Origin of the sequence: Pokkaliibacter sp. MBI-7 (genome assembly GCF_029846635.1) — a bacterium.
GTDB lineage: Bacteria > Pseudomonadota > Gammaproteobacteria > Pseudomonadales > Balneatricaceae > Pokkaliibacter.
Genome location: NZ_JARVTG010000001.1, coordinates 1036499 through 1060132 on the forward strand (window position 1 = coordinate 1036499; position 23634 = coordinate 1060132).

Genomic DNA, 23634 nt, shown 5'->3' on the forward strand with positions numbered 1-23634 from the left:
AACCATCACTCATCCGCACCGTTCGACACCCCATCAGCACGATGCGTGCCGCTGCTATTACGTCTGATGATGCAAGTCAGCAATTTTGCTCATTGGCAGCGCTGAGCTGCGTCTCCTATAGTGTTCAGTCCGACTTGAAGGCCCATCTGGGAGTCCTGCCCCATGTCTACTTCTTCCTCCCGACTGCCCTGGCTGGTGCTGGCCGCAGGCAGTCTGATTCTGGCGTTGAACCTGGGCATCCGGCAGACCATGAGTCTGCTGATCCCCGATATGCTGACCATGCCCACCCTCAGCCTGTCAGCCATGGGTCTGGCCTTTGCCATCCAAAATCTGATCTGGGGTGTGGCGTCGCCACTGGCAGGCATGCTGGCTGATCGCTTCGGGACTGCGCGGGTACTGGCGCTGGGGGCGCTGATTTATGCCGGCGGGCTGGTGCTGACCACCTACGTTACTACCGCCTGGCAACTGAACCTCAATCTGGGTCTGATTCTCGGTCTGGGTGTCGGTGCAACGACCTTCCCACTGGTGCTCAGCGCGGTAGGCCGCGCGTTTCCTCCAGAGCAACGCTCACGGGCACTGGGTCTGGCCTCCGCCGGGGGATCAGTGGGTCAGTTTCTGATGGCTCCCATCATGGACAGCCTGAACCGCCATTTTGGCTGGCAGGAAGCGCTGTTGCTGGTGGCACTGATGGCGCTGCTGATTCTTCCCTGCGCCACGCAGCTGAAGGGCCGTCCGGCACAACCTGCGGCCGGCATGTCGCTGCGTCAGGCGGTGCAGCAGGCGGGTGAACACAAAGGTTACTGGCTGCTCAATCTGGGCTTTTTTGTCTGTGGCTTCCATGTTGCCTTTATCGCTACCCATCTGCCGACCTATATCAGCCTCTGTGGTATGTCCAGTGAAGTCTCGGCTCACGGTCTGGCCATGATTGGCCTGTTCAATATCTTTGGCTCGCTGACGGCAGGTTTCCTCGGTGCACGTTACCGTCCGAAGTGGTTATTGTCAGCGATCTATGGCCTGCGGGCACTGGTCATCCTGCTGTTCTGGATGGCGCCGAAAACGCCGGTGGTAGTGCTGATGTTCACAGCCGCCATCGGTTTTCTGTGGCTTTCTACCGTGCCGCTCACCACCGGCACGCTGGCACAGATTTTTGGCTCGACCTATATGGCGACTCTGTTTGGTGTGGTCATGCTGTCGCATCAGATTGGTGCTTTCTTTGGTGCCTGGCTGGGCGGCACGCTGATGGATATGACAGGCAGCTTTGATCTGATGTGGGGGATCTCCATCGCTCTTGGACTGATGGCCATGGTGATCCATCTGCCAGTGGATGACCGGCCGGTAACAGCCCATGCACAGCCCGGCGCGGCCTGACGGCCAGCGTTTTAGCAGACGGACGCAATATATTCCGGGCAGATGAAATACCGGGAAGAAGAAACAACAACGCCCCGACCAGCGGGGCGTTGTTGCTAATGAGTATCTGCAGCGCAGAGTGAGTAGCGTCAGCAAAGAGAGGGTTAATGTCTCTCAGGCTTCGATAATTTCGTGGCTGTGGGTAATTTCCACATCACCATTGCTCAGCATGATCGACACTGAGCAATATTTCTCTGCTGACAGCGACACCGCACGTTTGACGTGGGACTCCTTCAGACCACGGCCGGTGACCACAAAGTGCATATTGATTTTGGTAAACACTGCCGGCACCGCATCAGCACGTTCCGCTGCAATCTCAACGCGGCAGTCCGTCACGTCCTGACGCGACTTCTGCAGCATGGTGATGACATCGATGGATGAGCATCCACCCAGACCTGCCAGAATCAGCTCCATCGGGCGTGCGCCCTTGTTTTCTCCACCGATAGAAGGTGCACCATCAATATTGATCTGGTGACCGCTATCGGTCTCTGCGACAAAGTGAACTTTACCTTGCCATTTCACCACCGATTTCATTTCAACTCCTAAAAGCACTCAAAGGGTAAAGCGTTGTCCCCCTGGCTTCCTGCTGGCTCACGGCAAGCACAGCAACAGGCAGTACCGGGAAACCCGGGGTAGAAACTTCAGATTCTGTTCACTGTCTCAGAGCACATGCACTTAAAAGAACAGTGACCGCAGCTGCTCACCGGGCTCCGCTGCGCGCATGAAAGCTTCGCCGACCAGGAAGGCATGTACATCATGCTCGCGCATGGCGACCACATCTTCGCGGCTGTGAATGCCACTCTCGGTGACCACCAGCTTGTCCGCCGGAATCTGTGCCAGCAGGCGATAGGTATTATCCAGACTGACTTCAAAGGTATGCAGGTTGCGGTTGTTGATACCCAGTAGCGGCGTGCTCAGTTGCAATGCCTGTTCAAGCTCAACCTCGTCGTGCACTTCGACCAGCACATCCATGCCCAGATCACGGGCCTGATCATGCAGATCACGCATCAGACTGAACTCCAGTGCCGCGACGATCAGCAGCACGCAATCCGCGCTAATAGCACGAGCTTCGGTGATGTGGTACGGGTCCATCAGGAAATCCTTGCGAATCACCGGCAGACTGCAAGCACCATGAGCAGCTTTCAGATAGTCCTCATGGCCCTGAAAGAAATCACGGTCGGTCAGCACGGACAGACAGGCAGCACCGCCTTGTTCATAAGACTGCGCAATGGCCACAGGATCAAAATCAGCACGCAGCAGACCCTTGCTGGGAGACGCCTTCTTCACCTCGGCAATCACCGCAGGATCGCCCTTGGCAATCCGCGCCTGCATGCTGGCGTGAAAACCACGCGGAGCCGACTGCTCACGGGCCATGGCTTCCAGATCAGCGATGGAGACCGAGCGGCTGCGCTCGGCCACTTCTTCGGCTTTACGGTTGAGAATGCGGCGCAGGACGGTGGGGGCACAACTACTCATTAATCTTTCTCCTACTGACATCAACCTTGTGCCGGGCATCGGCCTCAACAGCACAAGGGCACGTCATTATTTCCCTGCCAGGGACTGACTGAATTTTGCTAACTCTTCCAGCTTGGCCAGAGCGGCACCGCTGGCGATCACATCGGTGGCCTTGTCGATACCGGCCTGCAGGCTGTCAACCAGATCGGCGGCGTAAATAGCGGCGCCAGCATTAAGACGCACGATATCGGTGGCACTGCCACCCTCGCCTGCCAGTGCAGCTTTCACAAGTGCCAGACTGGCCTGTGGATTATCTACCGCCAGCTCATTCAGCGGACTGCGGGCAATTCCAAACTGCTCCGGGCGAATCTGGTACTCGAACACCTCGCCATCACGCAGTTCGGCGACAAAGGTATCGGAGGCCACGCTGATTTCATCCAGACCATCGGCAGCATGCACCACCAGCACATGACTGGAACCCAGCTGCTTCAGCACTTCAGCCATGGGGCGCAACCAGCGATGGCTGAACACACCCAACACCTGATTTGGGGTCAGTGCCGGATTGGTCAAGGGGCCGAGCAAATTGAAGATGGTACGCACACCCATTTCCCGACGCGGGCCAATGGCATGCTTCATGGCGCTGTGGTGAGCCGGGGCAAACATAAAGCCTACGCCCAGTTTGTCGATGCACTCCACCACCTGCTCAGGGCGCAGTGCCAGATTGAGGCCAGCGGCCTCCAGTACGTCGGCACTACCACTGGAAGAGGAAGCCGCACGGTTACCATGCTTGGCGACCTTGCCACCAGCGGCGGCAACGACAAAAGAACTGGCCGTGGATACGTTGAAGATATGGGCGCCATCGCCACCGGTACCGCAGGTATCGATCAAGTGCGGCCCTTCAACATGGACCTGGGTGGCCAGACTGCGCATGGTCATGGCGGCACCAGCAATCTCCCCCACCGTTTCCCCTTTCATGCTCAACCCCACCAGGAAGCCACCAATCTGTGCGTGGGTCGCCTCACCGGTCATGATCAGGGCCATCAGCTCCTGCATCTGCTCGGTGGTAAAGTCCTGTTTGTCCATCACCAGACGGATGGCTTGCTGCATATTCATGGCGGGGCCTCTCAACGCTTCAGAAAGTTGGCCAACAGTGCATGGCCCTGTTCAGTCATGATGGACTCGGGATGGAATTGTACCCCCTCGACGTCCAGCTGTTTATGGCGAACACCCATAATTTCTTCCATCTGACCGTCCGGCAGTTCAGTCCAGGCGGTCACCTCCAGACAATCGGGCAAGCTGTGCTTGTCGATCACCAGAGAATGATAACGAGTGCAGCGCAGCGGATTACTGAGCCCGGCAAACACGCCCAGATGGTGATGATGCACCGGTGAGGTCTTGCCATGCATAACCTGACCGGCGCGGATGACCTGACCACCAAACACCTGGCCAATGCTCTGGTGCCCCAGGCACACGCCCAGCACAGGAAGACGGCCAGCAAAGTAGCGAATGGCTTCGAGGGAGATACCCGCTTCATTAGGGGTGCAAGGGCCGGGGGAAATCATCAGCTGGTCTGGTGCCATGGCTTCAATCTCGGCGATGCTGATGGCGTCATTGCGCGCCACCTTCACTTCGGCTCCCAGCTCCCCCAAATACTGCACCAGGTTGTAGGTGAAGGAGTCGTAGTTATCAATCATCAAAATCATGGCAAATCCGACCAGCCAACTCGTTACTGCTTACGATCTACAGCCGTTGCTGTTGAGTATCCACAGTCGTTATTGCTAAGAACGTGTTCACGCTCTGACTATCCACCGTTCACCTCGCCTGTTACCCAGACAGGAACACGACAACAGTTATGTCGATATAACCTGTTTCGATATAACTTCAGGTTCGCGAGGCCTTGAAAACAAAGGCCTCAAGGCTATATCAGCACTGCGCGCAGGGCAACACGACATAACGCTAAGAAATCCGTTTCAAAACGGCAGTTAACATCCTCTTAGTGATCCCTGGCATGTCTCGGAAGACCGATGGCCACCTCTCTAAATGCTGCCAATGCAGCCTCAAGATGCTCAATAATTTCCTGCTGCAGCACATCCGGTGGAGGCAACTCATCAAGGTTGTCCAGGCTTTCGTCTTTCAGCCAAAAGATGTCCAGACTGGCCTTATCCCGTGCCATCAGCTCTTCGTAGCTGAAGAATTTGAAGCGCTCCGTAGCTTGGCGCTCGTGACGGTTTTCCGAGTTATAGCACGCCACGAAATCCTTCAAGTCATCCAACTTGAGCGTGCGCGTCTTCAGGGTGAAGTGCTTGTTGGTGCGCAAATCGTAGAACCAAATCCCCTTGGTATGGATTTGTCCGTCTTTGGGCTTAGCATCGAAGAACACCACGTTGGCCTTCACGCCTTGCGCGTAAAAGATACCTGTTGGCAAACGCAAAATGGTGTGCACATCGCAGTTCTCCAGCAGCTTGCGGCGGATTTTTTCACCAGCCCCTCCTTCAAATAGCACGTTATCCGGCAGCACTACCGCTGCTTTGCCGTCGACTTTAAGCATGCTGACGATGTGCTGTAGAAAATTAAGCTGTTTGTTCGAGGTGGTTTCCCAGAAATCTTGTCGCTCGTAGGTGAGCGTCTCTTTATCTTCCTCACCTTCTTCATTGGTGATGGTCATGCTGCTTTTTTTACCGAAAGGCGGGTTAGCCAGCACGTAATCCACTTTTAGCTTTGGCTCGGAGATAAGCGCATCTGAGCGTTCGACGGAGGGCTCCCCGTCCAACTCGCCAATATTGTGCAAGAACAAGTTCATTAAGCACATGCGGCGTGTATTAGGCACAATTTCATTGCCGTGGAAGGTCTTATCGCGAAGGAATGCTTTTTGGCGTTTATCGAGATTGGAGCCAGGGCGGGTTAGCCAGTTGTATGCTCCTAGAAAGAAGCCGCCAGTACCGCAAGCGGGGTCGGCTATGGTTTTCATTGGCTCTGGTCTTATACAAGCAACCATGGCTTCAATGATTGCGCGTGGGGTAAAGTACTGCCCGGCACCACTTTTGGTGTCTTCTGCGTTTTTCTGCAAAAGTCCCTCGTACAAATCCCCTTTAGTGTCAGCACCGAGGCTTATCCAGCTTTCCGCATCAATGAGCTGCACTAGCCTTGAAAGCTTGGCGGGGTCTTGAATTTTATTTTGTGCCTTGAAGAAAATGGCACCTAGCATACCGTCTTCACTACCCAGTTTATTGAGCGTTCGAAAATACTGGCGCTCTAAGGGCTCACCAACTTTGGAAGTAAGGTTAGGCCAGTCATACCCATCAGGAATATGGGTATCGCGGTTATAAGGCTCCTGCGCATATTCATGCGCCAACTTTAGAAACAGCAGGTAGGTGAGTTGTTCCAGATAATCACCATAGCCCACACCGTCGTCGCGTAGTGTATGGCAGAAGTTCCAGACTTTCTGGACTAGGGTCGATGTATTCATGCTTGCTCGTTAATGAGTTCGTTTTCCAGGCGTCGGATTGCGCCAATCAAATTGCGGAAACTGGGTGATCGTTCATTTTCTAGGTTCAAGAGCTTGCCGATCTCTCGTGAACCGGCGACTTTTTCATAGCGTTGGCTAGTTAATTTTTTTAATTCAACGCTAGGGCTACCTAAATTATCAGGGGCTCGAAACTTTTTAACTTGCTGCTGCTTCGCCAACCCCTTTATTTGAAGAGCCTCCTCCACAGCCTGTAAATCCGCCAGATAGAAAGTCTCCAACTCCTTGCAGGCAATACGAACGATGCATTGAGCCGCCTTGCCGGATTCAACACACAGTTCGAGCAATTTGTTTTTCACCGCCAAGCAGTCAGGGTGACTATCCAGATCACGCAACACAATGAATCGCGCCTCCGGGTTTTGATAAGCGCGTATCTTGCGCGTCAGCTGTTTTTCCAGATCTTGCTTGCCCTCAAAGGGAATACATCGCACGCTGATTTCGGCGCTCAGCATTCTCGGTAACAAGGATTCCAGCATGGCCTTGGCGGAGGGTTCTTCGAGCAAAAAAACCAGCTCCTTCATTGCGGATCTACCCCATCAAAAAAGCCTTGTTTCCACAAATAACCCAGTTGATCACCCTCGGCGATATAAGCGGCGATTTGTTTATTGTCCTTGGCGCGGCGAATCTCGGTACAACCCTGTTGTTTGACCAGCCAGCAAACTTCTTCTATTTCTAACGCATTTAAAAAGTCGGGTGAGTGGGTGGAGACAAACACCTGCCCGCCGCGATTGGCATAGCTTCGAAATTCTTCAGCCAGCTCTGTCATGAGTCGGGGATAGAGCTGGTTTTCTGGCTCTTCTACACACAGTAAAGGGTGTGGTTTTGGGTCATACAACAGCACCAAGTAAGCAAACATTTTGATTGTGCCATCAGACACATAACGATCTAAAAACGGTGTTTTAAAAGAGCCATCCTGAAACCGCAGCGTCAGGTAGCCATCGTCCATTAACTTGGGTTCCACAGACGACACGCCCGGTACACGTCGCGCCATGGTGGCTAAGATACGTTTAAAGACCGATGTGTGTTGCTCGTGAAGGTAGCGCGCCACCAACGGCAGGTTTTCGCCAGACTCTGATAAATGCTCGGTTTCTCCTGCTGCGTCTTTACGCCCACGTGCCGCACTGATATGGAAGTCAGAAACATGCCAGTTTTCAATTAGCCGGCGAAACGCATTGGCTGCTTTAAATCGTTCAAATTGTCCAAGCCCCTTAATAGCCAGTGTATCTGGGGCAACCTGTTGTGTTTCTCGTTCGAGGGCTTCATCCGATTTATTGAAATCTTCCTCGTTTATGATGGCGTAACCTTCTCCACATGAAAAATCGAGAAAGTGATACGGGCTGCCATGACGCCCCCGCTTGTACCTCAGCAATTCCCTGAGGACAACCGGCATATTATTTTTTTCACCAATTTCTAACGAGTAGGTTACCAAACGCTCAATTCCGGTAATTTCCATGCGGTATTGCAGCTCAATCAGTATGGAATCTGTCTTGGGGTCGCAACCGCGACTTAATACTTCTGCAAACCGGCCACGTTTATCCAAGGCCTGCCGAACATTACCCTTGAGGCAGTCATGCAAAAAACCAAACACATCGAATAAGGTAGATTTGCCGGAGCCATTAGCCCCCACCACCACCATGAAAGATGGAATATCCCTCAGATGCACATCTTTAAACGCCTTAAAGTTCTGTAACCTAATGGATTCAATTTTCATAAGTTACTCCGATCTAATACTGCGTTTAGTTTTACGCCCACGCGTTTTTTTCACCGACTCCTTGGCAGCCCGCTCGGCACGGATACGCTCAAGCAGCACACTTGCTGGCTCGTCATTTGGGTCTTGCGGCACTAATTCACTCGCAAAGGCGGCACGGAGGATATTTTGGCGTTGGGCGCTGGATTGTTCGAGAGACAAATTCGTCGCTTCGTCTTGGCGCTTGATTACTTCGTTGCCGGCTTCAAATTCAGCCAGAACGATAGATTGCTCAGTAGTAGGTGGAAGTGGTATCGGCATTGTTAGTAGTGTGGAAAGACTAATGTTGTGCTGGCCAGCGGACGACGCAGCCCTAGCCTCTAACCATCGGCGCCCAGTATGGGCCGTGAGTACAGCCAAGATCCAACGGTGAACACAAGTTGTTTCGACACAACGCAACCGCAGCAGATAGGATGCGAAGTAATGTGGTGCTGGTAGGTCGGTAACCACTGCTGCCGCGCGCCCCACCAGTCCAATACTGCCGTTGGTTCTGATTACAAGAACATCGCCAATAGCTAGAGGGGCATCTTTATCCAGACTTAAATCAACATTCGAGAATTTCATGTCTCGAAGATCAAGGCTTCCACCACTTACGTTTGGGATACGCAGCACGGGAATACCATTGCTTTCGTAGCTGCACTTCACAGACGTACCGTAAGACGACTCAGCCACTAGTTGATCCAGGCTCGCCCAAACCCATCCCTCCGGCAATTCCGGTAAGTCGCTGGTATCCGGCTGCACCGGCTCAGGGTATTTCTTTTGCCAGTCTTTAGGGGGCTTTTTGCTTTGTTCTTTAAACTTGGCGAGCTGTTTGGCTTCCCAGCGGGCGCGGCGCTCGGTCAATATGCGCTCGAGCAGTTGCGCGCCGGTTTCCTTTGGCGAGTTGTTGGCTCGCCACTCAGCAGTAAGCGCGCCTTCCACAGCGGCTTTCAGCAGTGATTGCCGGTATTGCCCCAGCTTCTGTTGCGCAGCTTTGAGTTCGGCTACACCGGCATCGAGGTCGGAGAGTAGTTCTTCGAGTTTGGCGACGATGCGGGTTTGTTCGGCGGCTGGCGGTAGATGCAAGGGAAGCCCATGCAATGCTTCTAGTCGAATACCGCTCACAGTTGTGCCTGAACCTAAGTCTTGAATCACTCGCTGGTTAGCACCAACCCAATAAAGTAGAAAATCTGAACTGATCCCATTACCAAGCACAAGAGCTTTTAAATCTTGGTTAATTGCGCACGCCACAGTAGGACGTATCGCCCTACCGAGGGCAATGCGTGTAGCAACAATTAATGTGTTTGCCGGAATGAGGTTCGTGGCACTGTCTGCAATGGCTTCTTCAGAAATATGCTCCTCGGCATCATTAGGCCTCAATGCCTTCATATCTTTGACGGTAAACCAAGGTATATGCCCATCGAAGTAGGCTGGCACTTTGCGAGATGGCGTACCGCCTCCAATAACTGAAATTAAAGTGTTGCCCAGTGTTGTTTCAGTCCAACCTAGTGGCAAGTTAAACTCACTCACGCCACCAACTCCCCATTCATTTCATTTATCAAAGTATCCAACTCCTTACCAAACAGGCCCCAGACTTTTTGTAAGCCGCCTTTGTCGGCCAGTTCGGCGTAATCAAAATCGTCGCGGCTAATAGAGCAACTGCTCGCGATATGGTCTTTCATCAACCGCAGCCATTCGGTTTGCTCGGGGGTAAAGGCGGTGCCGCGTTGGGCGTTGTGGCGGAAGATCCAGGCTTGGAAGCGTTTATCCACTTCGTCGGCAAAGGGTTTGAGTTCGCCCTGCTCTCCATCGAGGCCCAAGGCAAAGCGCACCAAACTGACCAAATCGGTGAGCTGGCGTTTTTTATCGGCGCCTTTGACGGCGCTGGTTTGCACCCGTGCATAGGCGCTCCACAGGCGCTCGGTGGTGAGCATGAGTGGCGGTTTGCTCAGGTGTTCGTGGAGTTCTTCGAGCATGTCAAAGGTGAGTGCGCGGCGCTGGTAGGGTTGTTGGTAAAAAAAGCCCAGGGCGGCAATTTCGTCTTTGTGCTGTTTGATGTAGTCAGCAAAGGTTTGAATCACCGCTTTGGCTTGCGCTTCGGCTTGTTCGGAAAAGCCGCGAAAGGTCACTTGGTCGAGGTTGATGTGGTCGATGATTTGCTCGCGCTCGCGGCGGGCGCTTTCAATTTCATCGCGCAATTCGGGTTTGTCAAAGGGCGCACAGGCAGCGGCCACGCGCTCGGCGCGGGCGGCAGCAAGTTCTTCGGGCAGTAAGGTGTCTTCACTGCGGGTAATTCCCTTGGCTTTGGCGGTGGCCAAGGCGGTTTGCACAATGGCATCGGGGTCGAGCGCGGCAATCAAGCCCTTGCCGAGTTCGCCCACAGGAATACCGCCGCTGGCTTTTTCAATGCGCGCCTTGGCTTTGTCATCCAGTTGTTTGGCCAGACGCACCAAGCGGTTGGCCAGCGATAGCAAGGTGTCATCATCACGGCTGCCCATGGCCACACCTTGCATCAGGTCCTTCATGGCGATGCCGGGTTTCTTTTCCAGCGGACGGCTTTCGGTTTTCAGGGATTTTTCTACGCCCACAGCATCAATCAACACAAAGCGGGTTTTGGCGCCGGAGGCCGAGTTGCTGACGCGCTTAAGGCTGTCGCCATCGAGCGAACGCACGCCACGGCCTTTCATTTGCTCGTAATAGCCCTTACTGCGCACATCCCGCATAAACAACAGCACTTCCAGCGGTTTTACGTCGGTGCCGGTGGCGATCATATCCACGGTGACGGCGATGCGCGGGTTGTAGTCGTTACGAAAGCTGGACAGGATGCTGTCGGCATCTTCTTCAGCGCGGTAGGTGACCTTTTTGCAGAAGGCATTCCCCTGACCATAGACCTCGCGCACCATGTTGATAATGTCGTCAGCATGGCTGTCGGTTTTGGCGAAAATCAGGGTTTTGGGTGTTTCTTTACGCGCCGGAAATATCTGCGTTTCCACTGCGGATTTCATGGCCTGGATGACGTTGCGAATTTGGCTTGGGTTGACCACCGATTTGTCGAGGTCTTTACCTGTGTAAGCAATTTCCTCCTCCGTTTCCCCCCAGCGCTTCTTACGAGTGGCTCGATCCCGATGATCAACCCACCAACCTTGTTTGACCACGCTGCCTGCGGCGGTGAACTCGGTTTCAATTTCGTAGACGTCGTAACCGACGTTTACGCCATCGGCGACCGAATTTTCGTAGCTGTATTCGGCAACGATATTTTCGTTAAAAAAGCCGAAGGTGCGTTTGTCGGGGGTGGCGGTAAGGCCAATCAGGCTGGCATCAAAGTAATCGAGCACCTGTTTCCACAGGTTGTAAATGCTGCGGTGACATTCGTCGATGATGATGAAATCGAAAGTTTCCACCGGTACCGCCGCGTTGTAGCGCACCCACTTTTCCTGCTTGGCGGTTTGCTGCACTTCATTGAGTGACACATCTTCGGCCGATTCATCAATGGGCTCGCCACTCAAAATGGAATACATGCGCTGGATGGTGCTGATACACACCTGCGAATGAGGGTCAATATTGGGCGAGGCCAGCCGCTGTACGTTGTAGAGTTCAGTGAATTTGCGACCATCATCCGGCGGGGTGTAGGCCATAAATTCCTGATGGGCCTGCTTGCCGAGATTGCGGGTATCCACGAGAAAGAGAATGCGCTTAGCACCGCCGAATTTGAGCAGGCGATACACAGAAGTGATAGCGGTAAAGGTTTTACCGGCGCCGGTGGCCATATGCACAAGGGCGCGAGGCTTGTTCAGCGCCAGCGATTTTTCCAGACCGGTGACGGCGCTGATTTGGCAATCGCGCAGGTTGCGTTCCGGTAGCGGTGGCATTTGTTCGGCCAAGCGACGGCGCAGGCTATTTATCGCTCCGCTGGGTAAGGGGGGCTGCGCTAACCATGTGGCGAGTGTTTCTGGTTTGAAAAAATGAAAAAGTTCGCGAGAGCGCGGTATGGGGTCAGCACCGTCGGTAAATCGGATGATCTGGCCGGTAGCTTCGAACAAAAATCGCAGTGGCGTGCTGTCTTTGCGCCATTTTAGCGTCGCAGTGGCATAGCGCTCTGTTTGGCTTTCGGTAACGGTGAGGTTTTCGCCTGCAGCGTCTTTTTTAGCTTCAATCACGCCTACCGCCGTGCGATTAACAAACAGCACGTAATCCGCCGGACCGGTATCAGTGGGGTACTCGCGCACGGCTACGCCGACGCCAGCGCCGAGGTTGAGCTGCTTCATGTCTTGAATGACCCAGCCCGCCAGCTCCAGCTTTTGGTCAATCAGTTGGCGTGCTTTAGTCTCTGGTGTCATAAAACGGCTCCCTATTGCCTGCAAAAGCACTACACATCTCTAGCCACATGATTTTCAACAAGTTGCTGGTCACTGGCACTCAGGCCACCAGCTGATCAATCCGACTGACCAGCTGATCCGGCTGGCTCAGGCTGATGTCATCACCGTGGTTATAGCCGTAAGGCACCGCGACCACTTTCATACCGGCATTGCGGGCAGCTTCAATATCATGACGGGAATCCCCCACCATCAGGCAGGCAGCAGGCTCCACCTGCAGTCGGCGGGCGGCTTCCAGCAAGGGGGCTGGATCAGGCTTACGTTGTGGCAGGGTATCGCCGCCGATAATCACGCTAAAGCAGTCAGCGATACCCAGTTGCTCCAGCAGCGGCAGGGTGAAGCGTTCAGGCTTGTTGGTAACGACGGCCAGTCGCAGCCCCTGTTGCTGCAGTGCCCGCAGACCAACAGCAACGCCCTCATAGAGGCGGCTGAACTGGCCATTGCTGGCATCGTAGCTGCTCTGGAACAACGGCAGCGCCTCGTCAAAACGCTGTAATGCGGGGTGATCAGGAGCAAAGTGAATATCGCCGGTGAGGGCGCGCTGGATCAGATTGACCATGCCATTACCCACCCAGTTGCGTACCTGGCTCTCACCCGCTTCAGGTAGTTGCAGCTGGCGCAGCATGCCGTCCACAGCCGCCGCCAGATCAGGTACTGAGTCTACCAGCGTGCCATCGAGATCAAACAGAACCGCACGGCAGGCAGTGACCGGAAACAACTGGGCAATCATGATCCTTGATCCTCGCACCTCAGCAACGACGCCACGACCGCAGGTGCTGGCGGCACGTGGCTGACAGGTAAGCATCCAGCTCAGACAATGCTGTCTACAGCACAGCGCAATCACCACTGCGCAGCGTAATCACAACAGCAGCATTGAACTATCCACCGAGCGTCAGGGTCAATTCACCGTTATCTGCGCCGACGCCCGGCAGACCATGGACAGGGATTCGGTTACACGGCTTGCTGTTTGGCCAGCTCCAGACGCATGGCATCAATCGTGGCCTTGTAATCAGGGCTGTTGAAAATGGCAGAACCCGCCACGAAAGTGTCTGCGCCGGCCGCGGCAATTTCACCGATGTTGGCGACACCGACTCCGCCATCGATTTCCAGACGGATGGGCAGCCCGGATGCATCAATCAACTGGCGAGCCTGACGCAGTTTGGCCAGCGTACCAGGGATAAACTTCTGCCCGCCGAAGCCTGGGTTAACCGACATCAGCAGGATCATGTCGACCTTATCCAGCACGTGTTCAAGCACATGCAGAGGCGTGGCCGGGTTGAACACCAGACCTGATTTGCAGCCTCCATCGCGGATCAGCTGCAGGGAGCGGTCGATATGCTCGGAGGCTTCAGGGTGGAAGGTGATATAGGTAGCGCCCGCTTCGATAAAGTCGCCGATGATGCGATCAACCGGCTTCACCATCAGATGCGCATCGATGGGCGCGGTGATGCCATAGTTGCGCAAAGCCTTGCACACCATGGGTCCGATGGTAAGGTTAGGCACGTAGTGGTTGTCCATCACGTCGAAGTGGACGATATCCGCGCCCGCAGCCAGTACAGCATCCACTTCTTCCCCCAGACGGGCAAAATCAGCAGAGAGAATCGATGGCGCAATCAGGTAGTCAGTCATGGTAAGGCGTTCCACTCTTTCTCGGACTCGTTGGCAAAAATCAGATGTTCGGCGCCTGGCCGGTAATACCTCAGACTCTGGTCGCACTTGCGCTGCGCTCAACACCCAACCGACCGCCACGGTAGAGGTGGAGACTGGTTTACGCGCCAAACGCCATGCCCGCAACACAACTCCGGCGATGCCGCCGGGAGCCTGGCTGAACAGGGCGTCATTGTACGTCAAAAGCCTGGGGGGTGCAGGCGCAATCCTGCTTTGTCTGGTGTTAGGGTCGGCACTGGTCAGAGCAGAATCGGCAGGCACACCGGCCAGCGATCCCGCCAGCACCACGCCGCCTGCAACAGATGCCAATGGTCAGAGTGGCGGGAGTGCTCCTGCTGCCGATCAGGCTCCTGCTCAGCGGGTGATGCTGGACCCAGTGACAGAACAGATCGCCGCGCTGGCCAAGCAGGAGCATCCTCCTACGCAGGTACTGACCCTCGGTGAAGCACCGGATCAGTATCTTGGTCTGTTTGTTGCGCACAACACGGCCCTGCTGTCGGGCGGAATCATTGTTGTGCCCGATGACGGCACCCATCCTGACTGGCCCGGCCCGATTCACGCATTGCGTCTGCGCTTACCCGATTACGGCTGGGACAGTCTCAGTATTGCCATCCCGCCGGTGCCTGACATGGTGATTCCGGAACGCACCATGCCTGTCCTGAGCACAGTCGATGAGCTGAAAAAGCAGGCCGAACAGGGACAGGCAGGTCAGGCTACACCGGCAGAATCCAAACCAACAGAACCGCCGGCGGCCGCGACGCCACTGCCCGAGCAGGCGGCACCTGCGGCCCCCGCAGCGCCAGCGGCAACAGAAGAAAAGCCCAAGCCGAACTATGTTGAAGTGATCAATCAGCGTATCCAGAAAGCAGAGGACTATCTGCGCGCTCAGGGGGCAGAAAAGATTGTTGTCGTGGGCATCGGCACCGGGGCTGCGCAGGCCGCCCGCTATCTGGCCGGGAAGGGAGATAACCAGTCTACGCTGGTGATGATCGATGTGCGTGATCCGGGCGATACCGACAAGATCGATATCATGGCGACGCTCGCCGGGCTGGACGCCCCTGTGCTCGATCTTTATCACGGGGATCGCAACAACCTGCAAGCCAAGATGCGCCGCGACAATGCCCGTCGCTACGGCAAGCTGGCCTTTGAGCAGATTCGCCTGCAACCGCGCCCCGGCAATCCGGCGGAAGACTGGGCGTTTCTGGTACAGCGGGTCAGAGGCTGGCTGAAAACCCGTCAGCAGGAACAACCTGTCGATCCGCGCCCCAAACAGGCCAGCTGAAGCCCGTCTGGCGGGCTTCTTCTGCACGGCTCAGGGTGTTGTGAAACTACTGAAGCTGGCAGGCAGCAATTCAGCCATGGTCCATACCTGAATGGCATTACTGTCACAGGTGGCGATGACTTCACGCTCTCCGGGGAAGAACTCCACCATGACCTGCCGGCAGGCGCCGCAGGGTGAATAGAGCGTATCGCCCGGCATGTAAATCAGCATGGAGACAAACTCAGCGTGCGCATGGCCCTGAGCAATGGCACTGAAAATCGCTGTACGCTCGGCACAGTTGCCAAGGCCATAGGAGATATTCTCCACATTGCAGCCCGGCACGATCTGGCCATCAGCCAGTAACAGCGCCGCCCCGACAGGAAAGTGACTGTAGGGAATATAGGCCCGGCTGGCAGCCGCCTTGGCTACAGCCTTCATCTGTGCCAGCAACTGGGGATCGGTGGAAGGCTTCATTGGCACTCCTATAGCTTGATTGGCAATCCTGACGGACAGTCACGCTTCATTTACAGCGGCCAGCACAGGCTGGCGGGTCAGCCAGATTAACCAAGGTGCAGCGCAGCACCAAGCACTTTTTGACCATGCGGTCAGCAAATGCATTCAGCTCAGCGTCCATCGCAGTTTGGCCATGCAGCCGGACAGCAAATCCGCTACCCTGAATGCCCTGTTTAACGCCGTTCAGAATGTATTCACCCTCGCGCGAGCCAGCAGGCCGCTGAAATCGTGAGTACACCCCTGATCCTGTTTCTATCGAGGTCTGCCAATGGCTATCTGGGTTGACGCTGACGCCTGCCCCAATGTCATCAAGGAAATCCTGTTTCGTGCTGCGGAGCGCAAGCAGGTACAAACGACACTGGTTGCCAACCAGCCCCTGCGTGTCCCCGGCTCGCGCTTTATTCGCGCCATTCAGGTCGCGGCAGGGTTTGACGTCGCCGACCATGAAATTGTCCAGCGAGTGGAGAAAGGTGATCTGGTCATTACCGCTGACCTGCCCCTGGCGGCAGAAGTCATCGATAAAGGGGCACTGGCGCTCAACCCCCGTGGTGAGTTGTATACCAGGGAGAATGTTCGGGCCCGGGTCAACATGCGTGACTTTATGGAAACCCTGCGCTCCAGCGGCATCCACACGGGAGGGCCTGCGACGCTGAATGCCAATGATCGTCAGCAGTTTGCCAATGCGCTGGATCGTTATCTGGCACAACACACCAAGTAAGCAACGGGCAAACCGCTGACACATTACGCAGCGGACCTTTTCCACTCCCAACGTTTTGTGCCGAGCTGTTGCATCAGCTTGAGCCGTCTATACTTGCTCCCCATGTAACACTCACCTGCGGTTGTGTCGGTCAGCCTGTTAACGGAGCCGACACACGTCAGCAAAGGCTGTCCGTATATGGCAGCGTCTTTTTCGACAACGCCGGTGAGTAGTAGTATCGCTGGATTCGGTCGCCCGAGTAGTACAAGGATGCGCCGTCCGCTCAGGAGCGCTGCATGAGAGCAGCCCCCTCCGACCTACTCACTGCAAGCTGTGCAAGGAGCAATGTTATGTCTATACGTCCGACGCTGTTGGCTTTGACACTGGGAATCATGGCCACCGGCATCACCACCGCTTATGCTGCGGAAAGCAGCAGTACCTGTGACCTGAAATGCCAGATGACGGAGCTGCCAGCCAAAGCAGAGACGCGCACGACGGTGACTGCAGGGCAGCAAAACCTGACACCCGAGCAGCAGGCTGCCAAGCAGGTTGCAGAAAGCCCTCGCTACCGCGCTTTTGTACCCAGTACCTATAACGGCAGTGTGTCCTTCCCTCTGGTCGTGGTGCTACACCCAAGCGGTGCCGATGAGAATGGTCCGTTCATGGCCAGACAGCTGGCAGAACTGGCAGAGAAGAAAGGCTATATCGTAGTCGCCCCGCTGGGCTATGACAGCACCGCGGGTTACGGCAGCACATACCCTATCGTGCAGACCTTCGCCGCCAAAGACGGCATGAGTGGCATCACCATCCCCAACCCGCAAAGCAATTACCTCAGTGAAGTGGCCGTCATGAGCACCCTCGCCAAGGTCAAACGGGAAATGAATATTGATGCCTCACGGGTCTATCTGATGGGCTATGGCATGGGCAGCATCGGCGCCCAGCATCTGGCAGCCAAATATCCCAATGAATGGGCCGCGATCGCCCCTGCCAGCGGTGCGATCACTGCCGCCAGCTATCCTTTCAGCGCTCTTGCAGCCAACCACGTGGCAGCCCTTTACATTCAGGGCGAAAAGGACCGTTATACCCCCGCCAATGCGGTTGAGGATCTGTACAACCAGGCCCGCCGTGCCGGAGTCGATGCGCGGCTGATCAAGGTACCCAATGCCGACAATACCAATGCCTGGGTCGGCGCCCTGCCTCAGACCTTCGACTTCTTCAGCAACCACCGCAAATACTGAGTACTGCTGTAGCAGATCGCAGCAGCCGGGAGCCACGACCAATGCCGTGGCTCCCCGTGCTGACTATCGCTTGAGAATGGACCCCAATACACCGCGAATAATCTGTCGCCCCAGCTGGCTGCCCACGGCCCGGGCAATGCTCTTCATGAACGACTCAGCGACTGACTCACGTTGCCGTCCGGCACTGCGCCCTGCGGTGCTCGTCGGGGCTGTCGTGGCGTGCTGAGCCACCTGCTGGTGCATCCTCTGCTGCAGGATTTCATGGGCAGAATGCGGGTCGACAGGTGTTTCGTATTTTCCGGCCAGCGCATCAAGCGCATTCAGTTGCTTGCGTGTGCCATCGTCCAGCGGTCCAATCTGTGTCGCCGGTGGGGCAATCAGGGTACGCTGCACCATGCCCGGCACACCGTCATGCTCCAGCACCGACACCAGCGCCTCGCCCACCCCCAGCTCGGTAATGACCGTTTCCGTGTCCAGAGCAGGATTGCTGCGAAAGGTCTGCGCCGCCACACGCACGGCTTTCTGATCCTTGGGGGTATAGGCACGCAGTGCATGCTGAATGCGATTGCCCAGCTGCCCCAGAATCACATCGGGGATATCCGCGGGGCTCTGGCTGATGAAATAGATGCCGACGCCCTTGGAGCGAATCAGTCTGACGACCTGCTCCACCTTTTCAACAAAGGCCCTGGGAGCACCGTTGAACAGCAGATGAGCCTCATCGAAAAAGAATACAAACCGGGGCTTGGGCTGATCTCCCACCTCCGGCAGATTCTCGAACAGCTCCGACAGCAGCCACAGCAGAAAGGTGGAGTAAATGCGCGGTGTCTGGATCAGCTTCTCCGCCGCCAGCACATTGACGATACCCTGACCGTTGTCATCACAGCGGATCAAATCCTCAATCTGCAGCGCCGGTTCACCAAAAAACTGCTCTGCCCCCTCTCTTTCCAGCAGTAATAATCGACGCAGAATGGCACTGACCGTGGATTTGGCAATGCGAGTATAGCCCTGATCTGCAGTGGGATTATGCTCGGCCAGATAGTTGAGGGTGGTTTTCAGGTCATTGAGGTCCAGCATCAACATGCCTTCGTCATCGGCATATTCAAAGGCCTGCGTCAGCACTCCTTCCTGGGTGTCATTCAGTTCCAGCAACCGGGCCAGTAACTGCGGTCCCAGCTCAGACAGGCTGACCCGTACCGGAAAGCCCTTCTCCCCAAGGACGTCCCAGAATACCGCCGGGCACTCGGCAAACTGAAAGTCCTGCAGGCCCAGCTTGGTTACCCGCTCCGCCACCTTGGGGTGAGGCTTGCCGGGAGCCGCTATACCGGACAGATCCCCTTTCACATCGGCGACGAATACCGGGACTCCCAGGCGGGAAAAGCGTTCGGCCAGCCCCTGGATAGTGACGGTTTTGCCTGTTCCCGTCGCACCGGCGACCAGACCATGTCGGTTGGCATAACGAGGATTCAACTGAAGGACGGGCAGGGTTTCCTGAGCCATACCGCTGCTCAGACTTCCACCGATTAAGATACCTTGCTCCTGCATGGCATACCTCTGGACTGACAGTTGATATTGGCCCAATGCTGCCTCAAGGAAGTGATGAGCACCAGCTGTGATTTGTCTCACCAGAATGCTGCAGGTATCCTGCTGGGCAAATTGACATTCCCCGTTGTAACTGAGAGGAGAACACCATGCCCGTAGCAAGCGCCCGTCATATTCTGGTCAAAAGCAAGGAAGAAGCCGAACAGCTGAAGGAGCGTATCGCCAAAGGTGAAGACTTTGCCACTCTGGCCAAAAAGCACTCAACCTGCCCGTCAGGCAAGCAGGGTGGTGATCTGGGCGAGTTCCGCCCCGGTATGATGGTCAAACCCTTTGATGATGTCGTATTCAAGGAAGCCGTACTGGAAGTACACGGCCCGGTCAAAACCCAGTTTGGCTACCATCTGGTTCAGACCCTGTACCGTCGTTGATTGCCAGGCCGGGATCGTCTTCACGACCCTGCCGGCAGAGCGGTAACGCAGTAATAAAAAAGGCGGGATCACACTCCCGCCTTTTTACTTCTCTCACAATCAGTGCTCTCGCCATAACAGGCCAGACGTCACCGGTCAGTAAGCCATTTCCTGTGGCCAGACCTGCCAGGCAACGATGGCAACACCCACTGCCAGCACCACTACGGCAACGCCGGGCCGACGCAGCTGTGATGCAGCCAGTAAAGGCATAATCAGGCTGGCGGTGATGGCCAGTGCAGGCACCTCAACAAAGAGGTGGGCATAAGCCCCCAGCACGCACAGGAATGTCACTACCACGGCGGTCATCTCAGCACTCAGCTGTGGACGCTGTCCACGCAGAATCGGGATGCAGCACAGCGACGTCAGCACGGCCGTCAAAGCACCGATCAGCTGTCCCACCAGCACCGATCCACCCAGAGCGGTGGACACCGCCAGCAACGAGCCAGACAGGAACAGGCCCAGCTCCACCCAGCGCAGACCGGCGACTTTCTGCCAGCCCAGTTGCAGCAACAGCGTCAAACCTCCTGCCAGCACCAGCCACGACAGCACTTCCTGCAGCGGCATACGCTTCCACAGGCTGAGTGCCACCACAGCCATCATGACGATGGCAGCCAGGGTTTGCACCACGGGTTGCAGACGACGCAGCAACAGTACCACCACCGGCAGCAGGCTCATCCAGAACAGCCAGTCCAGTGCCTGACGCGGCATCAGACTGAAGCTGGAATGCAGCCCGACAACGCCCATCATGACACCGGCACTGACCGCCAGAGGTTGCCAGCGGGGACGCCAGAACCACAGCAGAATACCTATCGGTAGTGCCACCAGTACCGGCCAGACCAGCACTGGCAGTAGCATGGTGATGATTGAAGGTGACTCACCGTACATGGACTATCCCCGTCTGAAATGAGAGATGAAAGGGATTACTTACGTACGCCTTCGATACGCACAGTGATGTCAGTTTCGTCGGTTACACCAGGAATGAAGTTGGTGATACCAAATTCAGAGCGCTTGATCTGGGTGGTAGCCACAAAACCAGCACGGTAGCCGCCCCAGGGATCTTTGCCTTCGCCGACTTTATGCAGAGTGAAGGTGATGGGTTTGGTAACGCCGTGCAGAGTCATGTCACCGGTCAGCTCGCCGCCGTTGGCATCACCTTTGTAAGCAGTGCTTTTGAAGGTCAGTTCGGGGAACTGTTTCACATCCAGAAAGTCCGGGCTGGACAGATGCTTGTCACGGGGCTCGTAGTTGGTGTCGATGCTGGTGGTATCGATAACCAGGCTGACTTTGGAGGTATCAGGCTTGTCAGCGTCGTAGCTGAAGTCACCACTGAACTTGCGGAACTGGCCCAGTGTCTGGCTGACGCCCAGGTGACCAATCACAAAGGAAACGCTGGAGTGCGCGGGGTCGACGTTGTAGTCAGCAGCGAAGGCACCGGCAGCAAAGGCGGTGGTCAGGGCAAACACAGAGGCTTTCAGAACAGATTTCATATTGACTCCTGGAGTGATCCATCAGACTTGGTTCAGGCAAGCAGTTTGTTTCACGGCACCACTTGCTGAGTTATGGCGAGTATATTGGATTGAAATACCGACAATAAGTTCAATACTATTGAGTCAATCTTTCTAAAAACGAACTAATACATGAATACGCTGCTGGCAATGCACAGCTTCTGCAAGGTCATGGAGTACTCCAGCTTTGCTCAGGCTGCACGCGATCTGAACCTCTCTTCTGCACAGGTCAGCAAACATATCAGTGCACTGGAGGATCACCTCAAGGTCAGGCTGCTAAACCGCACCACACGGCGAGTTACCGCAACGGAAGCAGGCCAGGATTACTACCTGAAATGCCAGCAGATTCTCAACGATATCGAGGTACTGGAAGCCTCGGTTGGCCAGCACAGCAGTCAGGTACAAGGCGTTCTGAAAGTTACCGCGCCAATGGACTTCGCCGTTATGTATCTGATGGAACCTATTGCCCGCTTTCAGCACGTTTACCCTCAGGTACGAATTGAACTGCATCTGAGTGATGAGCGTATCAGTCTCATTGACCGGGGAATGGATGTCGCGATCCGCATCGGCGAGCTGGCAGACTCCAGCCTGATTGCCAGACGTCTGGCGGAAACGCGCCCTGGTTATTACGCCTCTCCAGCCTATCTGAGCCGGTACGGTACTCCGGCAACACTGGAGGAAATGGCCAGTCATCAGGTTATGCACTATTTGCTGAGCAGTGACGACAAGCCAATACTTCGTGGCCCCGGTGAAGAGCGGGTGAGGCCGTTACACCCCTGGCAACTGGCCTGCAACAACGGTCGTGCACTTTGCGAAGCTGCCGCACTCGGTGTGGGTATTATTGGCAAACCCAACTTTCTGGCAGCGCCTTACCTCCGTGACGGGCGACTGGTCGAACTGTTACCCCAGCTACGCCGTCCAGCTATGGGGATCTACGCCCTGTATCTGCATCGTGCACTGGTGCCGGGTAAGGTGACGCAGTTTGTTGAGTTTCTGGCCGAACACTTTCGTGATGGAGGCAGCTGGAATCGCCTGTGAAACAGCACCAGCGATAAAACGATCTCTATCCTGGCTGGGCTTGTGCGGTTTGAATCAGTAAAATCGCCGATCCCGCCGGCACTGCCGGTACCGTTCGACTGCAGGAGAAAAGGTGTATGGCGTTGACCGCCGCCGATGCGCAGAAATGGGTAGACAGTCTGGGCCCTCGCCCCGACCCGGTTCAGGTTGCCAAAGCTGCCTTGGCGATAGAGAAAAAGCTGGTGCGTCCAGATGTCAGCTGGCAGGAAAACGAGTTTGAAGAGGCGCAGGCCGCTTTACAGGTGTTGACCGCTTCCCTGTATGAAACGGAATGGAGCGAGCAGGAGCAGGAGCAGATTGCCGCGCTGTCAGCCACGGCCCCAGCGCCCGTCAGGACAGCCCCCGCTGCAGATGCAGCCCAGCCGCAGTTTTCGGCCAACTTTCATCAGCAGCAGGAGGTCACGCCTGCGCCGACTACTGCCGAAGAAAAGCTGGCCCGCTTTGCAGCACTGAAAGATCAGCTGCAGAAGCGCTGATCAGACAGGGCGATAGCCTGCGTGCTCCTCCAGCAAGCGATCAACAATGGCGCGCTGCCCCGGACGAAAGGCCACAGCACGAGGATAGATCGGCTGTTCTCGATCCTGACGAATCGGCCGGTCCCAGCCTTCGGTGGTACGAATAAAGTCGATGGCGGCCTGTTCGCCAAAGTTGTTCAGATAGCCCAGAACGACTACATCGACATAGCTTTGCAGTATCGGGTAGTCCTCATCGGCCCAGCCGTAAAAGTCCTGCTGGGAACGATAGATAAACGCCTCTTCCCCCAGCGTGGTACTGGCACAATGAAGACCCAGCCGGTCATAACCATGCTCACGCTGATCCAGCGCAGGCAGATGCACCAGTGGCGACTGCACCAGCACTCCCAGTAACGACGTACTGTCACAGGGGCGTACCGTGAGCGAGCAATGCCCATGCCCCAGTGTGTACAGACGATGCCCCCAGCGGCGGCGCCAGCCGTGCAGTTGATAAGGCCGCGCCACCGTATCCCGTGGCCGCGTCTCATCATTCACTAACGAGCCATAGCCGAAATACCAGAAATGCCCAACGGTCTGGTCTTCCATCTTGTTCACTTCAGATCTCTCACTGCGGTTATATTCATTTCTCTGCGCCCGTCCGACCCGGCTCGCGTCTGTTCGCTATCTCACGCATCGACACCCGTCAGGGCGACAGGCAGCACGATCCAAGGAT

23 protein-coding genes are annotated in these 23634 nt (G+C 55.7%); 7 read left to right on the plus strand and 16 right to left on the minus strand.

Annotation, left to right across the window (positions count from 1 at the left end):
• Positions 1-162 precede the first annotated feature (162 nt).
• A complete protein-coding gene (locus QCD60_RS04585) occupies positions 163-1368 on the plus strand; it encodes an MFS transporter (RefSeq protein WP_279782851.1) in 1206 nt (401 codons plus the stop codon).
• Between the two features lie 153 nt (positions 1369-1521).
• Here QCD60_RS04585 and QCD60_RS04590 read toward each other — a convergent pair whose 3' ends face one another.
• The 11 genes from QCD60_RS04590 to rpe all read right to left on the minus strand — a co-directional run bounded on the left by QCD60_RS04590 (position 1522) and on the right by rpe (position 14113).
• Positions 1522-1941 carry an OsmC family protein gene (locus tag QCD60_RS04590; RefSeq protein ID WP_104151903.1) on the minus strand — a complete coding sequence of 140 codons (420 nt, stop codon included), beginning with the start codon at positions 1939-1941 and terminating at the stop codon, positions 1522-1524.
• 141 nt (positions 1942-2082) lie between these two features.
• Positions 2083-2883 carry an indole-3-glycerol phosphate synthase TrpC gene (gene trpC / locus QCD60_RS04595; RefSeq protein WP_279782856.1) on the minus strand — a complete coding sequence of 267 codons (801 nt, stop codon included), beginning with the start codon at positions 2881-2883 and terminating at the stop codon, positions 2083-2085.
• 66 nt (positions 2884-2949) lie between these two features.
• Positions 2950-3975 carry an anthranilate phosphoribosyltransferase gene (trpD, locus tag QCD60_RS04600; protein WP_104151905.1) on the minus strand — a complete coding sequence of 342 codons (1026 nt, stop codon included), beginning with the start codon at positions 3973-3975 and terminating at the stop codon, positions 2950-2952.
• Positions 3976-3986: 11 nt separating this feature from the next.
• Positions 3987-4565: an aminodeoxychorismate/anthranilate synthase component II gene (locus tag QCD60_RS04605; RefSeq protein WP_104151906.1), complete on the minus strand. Its 579-nt coding sequence runs from the start codon at positions 4563-4565 to the stop codon at positions 3987-3989.
• 290 nt (positions 4566-4855) lie between these two features.
• On the minus strand, positions 4856-6328 hold the full coding sequence (locus QCD60_RS04610) for a class I SAM-dependent DNA methyltransferase (RefSeq protein WP_279782860.1): 1473 nt from the start codon (positions 6326-6328) through the stop codon (positions 4856-4858).
• Entirely contained in the window at positions 6325-6906 is a 582-nt protein-coding gene (locus tag QCD60_RS04615) for a DUF4276 family protein (protein ID WP_279782862.1), read from the minus strand. The genes QCD60_RS04610 and QCD60_RS04615 overlap by 4 nt, the downstream gene beginning before the upstream one ends.
• On the minus strand, positions 6903-8096 hold the full coding sequence (locus tag QCD60_RS04620) for an AAA family ATPase (protein ID WP_279782864.1): 1194 nt from the start codon (positions 8094-8096) through the stop codon (positions 6903-6905). The genes QCD60_RS04615 and QCD60_RS04620 overlap by 4 nt, the downstream gene beginning before the upstream one ends.
• Positions 8097-8099: 3 nt before the next feature.
• Positions 8100-9641, minus strand: coding sequence for a restriction endonuclease subunit S (locus tag QCD60_RS04625; protein WP_279782866.1), 1542 nt, complete (start codon positions 9639-9641; stop codon positions 8100-8102).
• Positions 9638-12448 carry a type I restriction-modification enzyme R subunit C-terminal domain-containing protein gene (locus QCD60_RS04630; RefSeq protein WP_279782868.1) on the minus strand — a complete coding sequence of 937 codons (2811 nt, stop codon included), beginning with the start codon at positions 12446-12448 and terminating at the stop codon, positions 9638-9640. The genes QCD60_RS04625 and QCD60_RS04630 overlap by 4 nt, the downstream gene beginning before the upstream one ends.
• Before the next feature lie 79 nt (positions 12449-12527).
• Entirely contained in the window at positions 12528-13214 is a 687-nt protein-coding gene (locus QCD60_RS04635) for a phosphoglycolate phosphatase (RefSeq protein ID WP_104151907.1), read from the minus strand.
• A gap of 221 nt (positions 13215-13435) precedes the next feature.
• Positions 13436-14113 carry a ribulose-phosphate 3-epimerase gene (gene rpe, locus QCD60_RS04640; RefSeq protein WP_279782871.1) on the minus strand — a complete coding sequence of 226 codons (678 nt, stop codon included), beginning with the start codon at positions 14111-14113 and terminating at the stop codon, positions 13436-13438.
• Positions 14114-14240: 127 nt separating this feature from the next.
• Between rpe and QCD60_RS04645 the strand changes: the two genes are divergently transcribed.
• Entirely contained in the window at positions 14241-15434 is a 1194-nt protein-coding gene (locus QCD60_RS04645; RefSeq protein WP_279782873.1) for a DUF3530 family protein, read from the plus strand.
• A 30-nt stretch (positions 15435-15464) separates the two neighbouring features.
• On the opposite strand, the gene QCD60_RS04650 is transcribed toward QCD60_RS04645, so the two are convergent.
• The gene (locus QCD60_RS04650; protein WP_279782875.1) at positions 15465-15887 is read right to left on the minus strand and encodes a cytidine deaminase; all 423 of its coding nucleotides are present in this window, start codon (positions 15885-15887) and stop codon (positions 15465-15467) included.
• Positions 15888-16194: 307 nt separating this feature from the next.
• Between QCD60_RS04650 and QCD60_RS04655 the strand changes: the two genes are divergently transcribed.
• Complete coding sequence (locus tag QCD60_RS04655; protein ID WP_279782876.1) at positions 16195-16644, plus strand: YaiI/YqxD family protein; 450 nt, start codon at positions 16195-16197, stop codon at positions 16642-16644.
• 329 nt (positions 16645-16973) lie between these two features.
• On the plus strand, positions 16974-17861 hold the full coding sequence (locus QCD60_RS04660) for a dienelactone hydrolase family protein (RefSeq protein WP_279782878.1): 888 nt from the start codon (positions 16974-16976) through the stop codon (positions 17859-17861).
• A 63-nt stretch (positions 17862-17924) separates the two neighbouring features.
• Here the strand turns inward: QCD60_RS04660 and QCD60_RS04665 are convergent, their stop codons facing one another.
• Complete coding sequence (locus tag QCD60_RS04665) at positions 17925-19403, minus strand: helicase HerA-like domain-containing protein (RefSeq protein ID WP_279782880.1); 1479 nt, start codon at positions 19401-19403, stop codon at positions 17925-17927.
• A gap of 146 nt (positions 19404-19549) precedes the next feature.
• Between QCD60_RS04665 and QCD60_RS04670 the strand changes: the two genes are divergently transcribed.
• Positions 19550-19828 carry a peptidylprolyl isomerase gene (locus QCD60_RS04670; RefSeq protein ID WP_279782882.1) on the plus strand — a complete coding sequence of 93 codons (279 nt, stop codon included), beginning with the start codon at positions 19550-19552 and terminating at the stop codon, positions 19826-19828.
• A gap of 135 nt (positions 19829-19963) precedes the next feature.
• Here QCD60_RS04670 and QCD60_RS04675 read toward each other — a convergent pair whose 3' ends face one another.
• Together QCD60_RS04675 and QCD60_RS04680 are read right to left on the minus strand one after the other, a co-directional pair.
• Positions 19964-20752 (minus strand): hypothetical protein, encoded by a 789-nt coding sequence (locus tag QCD60_RS04675; RefSeq protein ID WP_279782884.1) that lies wholly within the window; start codon positions 20750-20752, stop codon positions 19964-19966.
• 35 nt (positions 20753-20787) lie between these two features.
• The gene (locus tag QCD60_RS04680) at positions 20788-21354 is read right to left on the minus strand and encodes a YceI family protein (protein WP_104151915.1); all 567 of its coding nucleotides are present in this window, start codon (positions 21352-21354) and stop codon (positions 20788-20790) included.
• Positions 21355-21504: 150 nt separating this feature from the next.
• Between QCD60_RS04680 and QCD60_RS04685 the strand changes: the two genes are divergently transcribed.
• Both QCD60_RS04685 and QCD60_RS04690 read left to right on the plus strand, forming a co-directional pair.
• Complete coding sequence (locus QCD60_RS04685) at positions 21505-22410, plus strand: LysR family transcriptional regulator (RefSeq protein ID WP_279782887.1); 906 nt, start codon at positions 21505-21507, stop codon at positions 22408-22410.
• A 116-nt stretch (positions 22411-22526) separates the two neighbouring features.
• Positions 22527-22925 (plus strand): hypothetical protein, encoded by a 399-nt coding sequence (locus tag QCD60_RS04690; protein ID WP_279782889.1) that lies wholly within the window; start codon positions 22527-22529, stop codon positions 22923-22925.
• Here the strand turns inward: QCD60_RS04690 and QCD60_RS04695 are convergent, their stop codons facing one another.
• Positions 22926-23507 carry a gamma-glutamylcyclotransferase gene (locus tag QCD60_RS04695; RefSeq protein ID WP_279782891.1) on the minus strand — a complete coding sequence of 194 codons (582 nt, stop codon included), beginning with the start codon at positions 23505-23507 and terminating at the stop codon, positions 22926-22928. It abuts the gene before it with no gap.
• Positions 23508-23634 lie beyond the last annotated feature (127 nt).

What these genes read in the sequence shown, in the direction of transcription:
- QCD60_RS04585 (WP_279782851.1), top strand. Translation starts at nt 163, where the DNA reads ATGTCTACTTCTTCCTCCCGACTGCCCTGGCTGGTGCTGGCCGCAGGC.
- QCD60_RS04590 (WP_104151903.1), bottom strand. Translation starts at nt 1,941, where the DNA reads ATGAAATCGGTGGTGAAATGGCAAGGTAAAGTTCACTTTGTCGCAGAG.
- trpC (WP_279782856.1), bottom strand. Translation starts at nt 2,883, where the DNA reads ATGAGTAGTTGTGCCCCCACCGTCCTGCGCCGCATTCTCAACCGTAAA.
- trpD (WP_104151905.1), bottom strand. Translation starts at nt 3,975, where the DNA reads ATGAATATGCAGCAAGCCATCCGTCTGGTGATGGACAAACAGGACTTT.
- QCD60_RS04605 (WP_104151906.1), bottom strand. Translation starts at nt 4,565, where the DNA reads ATGATTTTGATGATTGATAACTACGACTCCTTCACCTACAACCTGGTG.
- QCD60_RS04610 (WP_279782860.1), bottom strand. Translation starts at nt 6,328, where the DNA reads ATGAATACATCGACCCTAGTCCAGAAAGTCTGGAACTTCTGCCATACA.
- QCD60_RS04615 (WP_279782862.1), bottom strand. Translation starts at nt 6,906, where the DNA reads ATGAAGGAGCTGGTTTTTTTGCTCGAAGAACCCTCCGCCAAGGCCATG.
- QCD60_RS04620 (WP_279782864.1), bottom strand. Translation starts at nt 8,096, where the DNA reads ATGAAAATTGAATCCATTAGGTTACAGAACTTTAAGGCGTTTAAAGAT.
- QCD60_RS04630 (WP_279782868.1), bottom strand. Translation starts at nt 12,448, where the DNA reads ATGACACCAGAGACTAAAGCACGCCAACTGATTGACCAAAAGCTGGAG.
- QCD60_RS04635 (WP_104151907.1), bottom strand. Translation starts at nt 13,214, where the DNA reads ATGATTGCCCAGTTGTTTCCGGTCACTGCCTGCCGTGCGGTTCTGTTT.
- rpe (WP_279782871.1), bottom strand. Translation starts at nt 14,113, where the DNA reads ATGACTGACTACCTGATTGCGCCATCGATTCTCTCTGCTGATTTTGCC.
- QCD60_RS04650 (WP_279782875.1), bottom strand. Translation starts at nt 15,887, where the DNA reads ATGAAGCCTTCCACCGATCCCCAGTTGCTGGCACAGATGAAGGCTGTA.
- QCD60_RS04655 (WP_279782876.1), top strand. Translation starts at nt 16,195, where the DNA reads ATGGCTATCTGGGTTGACGCTGACGCCTGCCCCAATGTCATCAAGGAA.
- QCD60_RS04660 (WP_279782878.1), top strand. Translation starts at nt 16,974, where the DNA reads ATGTCTATACGTCCGACGCTGTTGGCTTTGACACTGGGAATCATGGCC.
- QCD60_RS04665 (WP_279782880.1), bottom strand. Translation starts at nt 19,403, where the DNA reads ATGCAGGAGCAAGGTATCTTAATCGGTGGAAGTCTGAGCAGCGGTATG.
- QCD60_RS04670 (WP_279782882.1), top strand. Translation starts at nt 19,550, where the DNA reads ATGCCCGTAGCAAGCGCCCGTCATATTCTGGTCAAAAGCAAGGAAGAA.
- QCD60_RS04675 (WP_279782884.1), bottom strand. Translation starts at nt 20,752, where the DNA reads ATGTACGGTGAGTCACCTTCAATCATCACCATGCTACTGCCAGTGCTG.
- QCD60_RS04680 (WP_104151915.1), bottom strand. Translation starts at nt 21,354, where the DNA reads ATGAAATCTGTTCTGAAAGCCTCTGTGTTTGCCCTGACCACCGCCTTT.
- QCD60_RS04685 (WP_279782887.1), top strand. Translation starts at nt 21,505, where the DNA reads ATGAATACGCTGCTGGCAATGCACAGCTTCTGCAAGGTCATGGAGTAC.
- QCD60_RS04690 (WP_279782889.1), top strand. Translation starts at nt 22,527, where the DNA reads ATGGCGTTGACCGCCGCCGATGCGCAGAAATGGGTAGACAGTCTGGGC.
- QCD60_RS04695 (WP_279782891.1), bottom strand. Translation starts at nt 23,507, where the DNA reads ATGGAAGACCAGACCGTTGGGCATTTCTGGTATTTCGGCTATGGCTCG.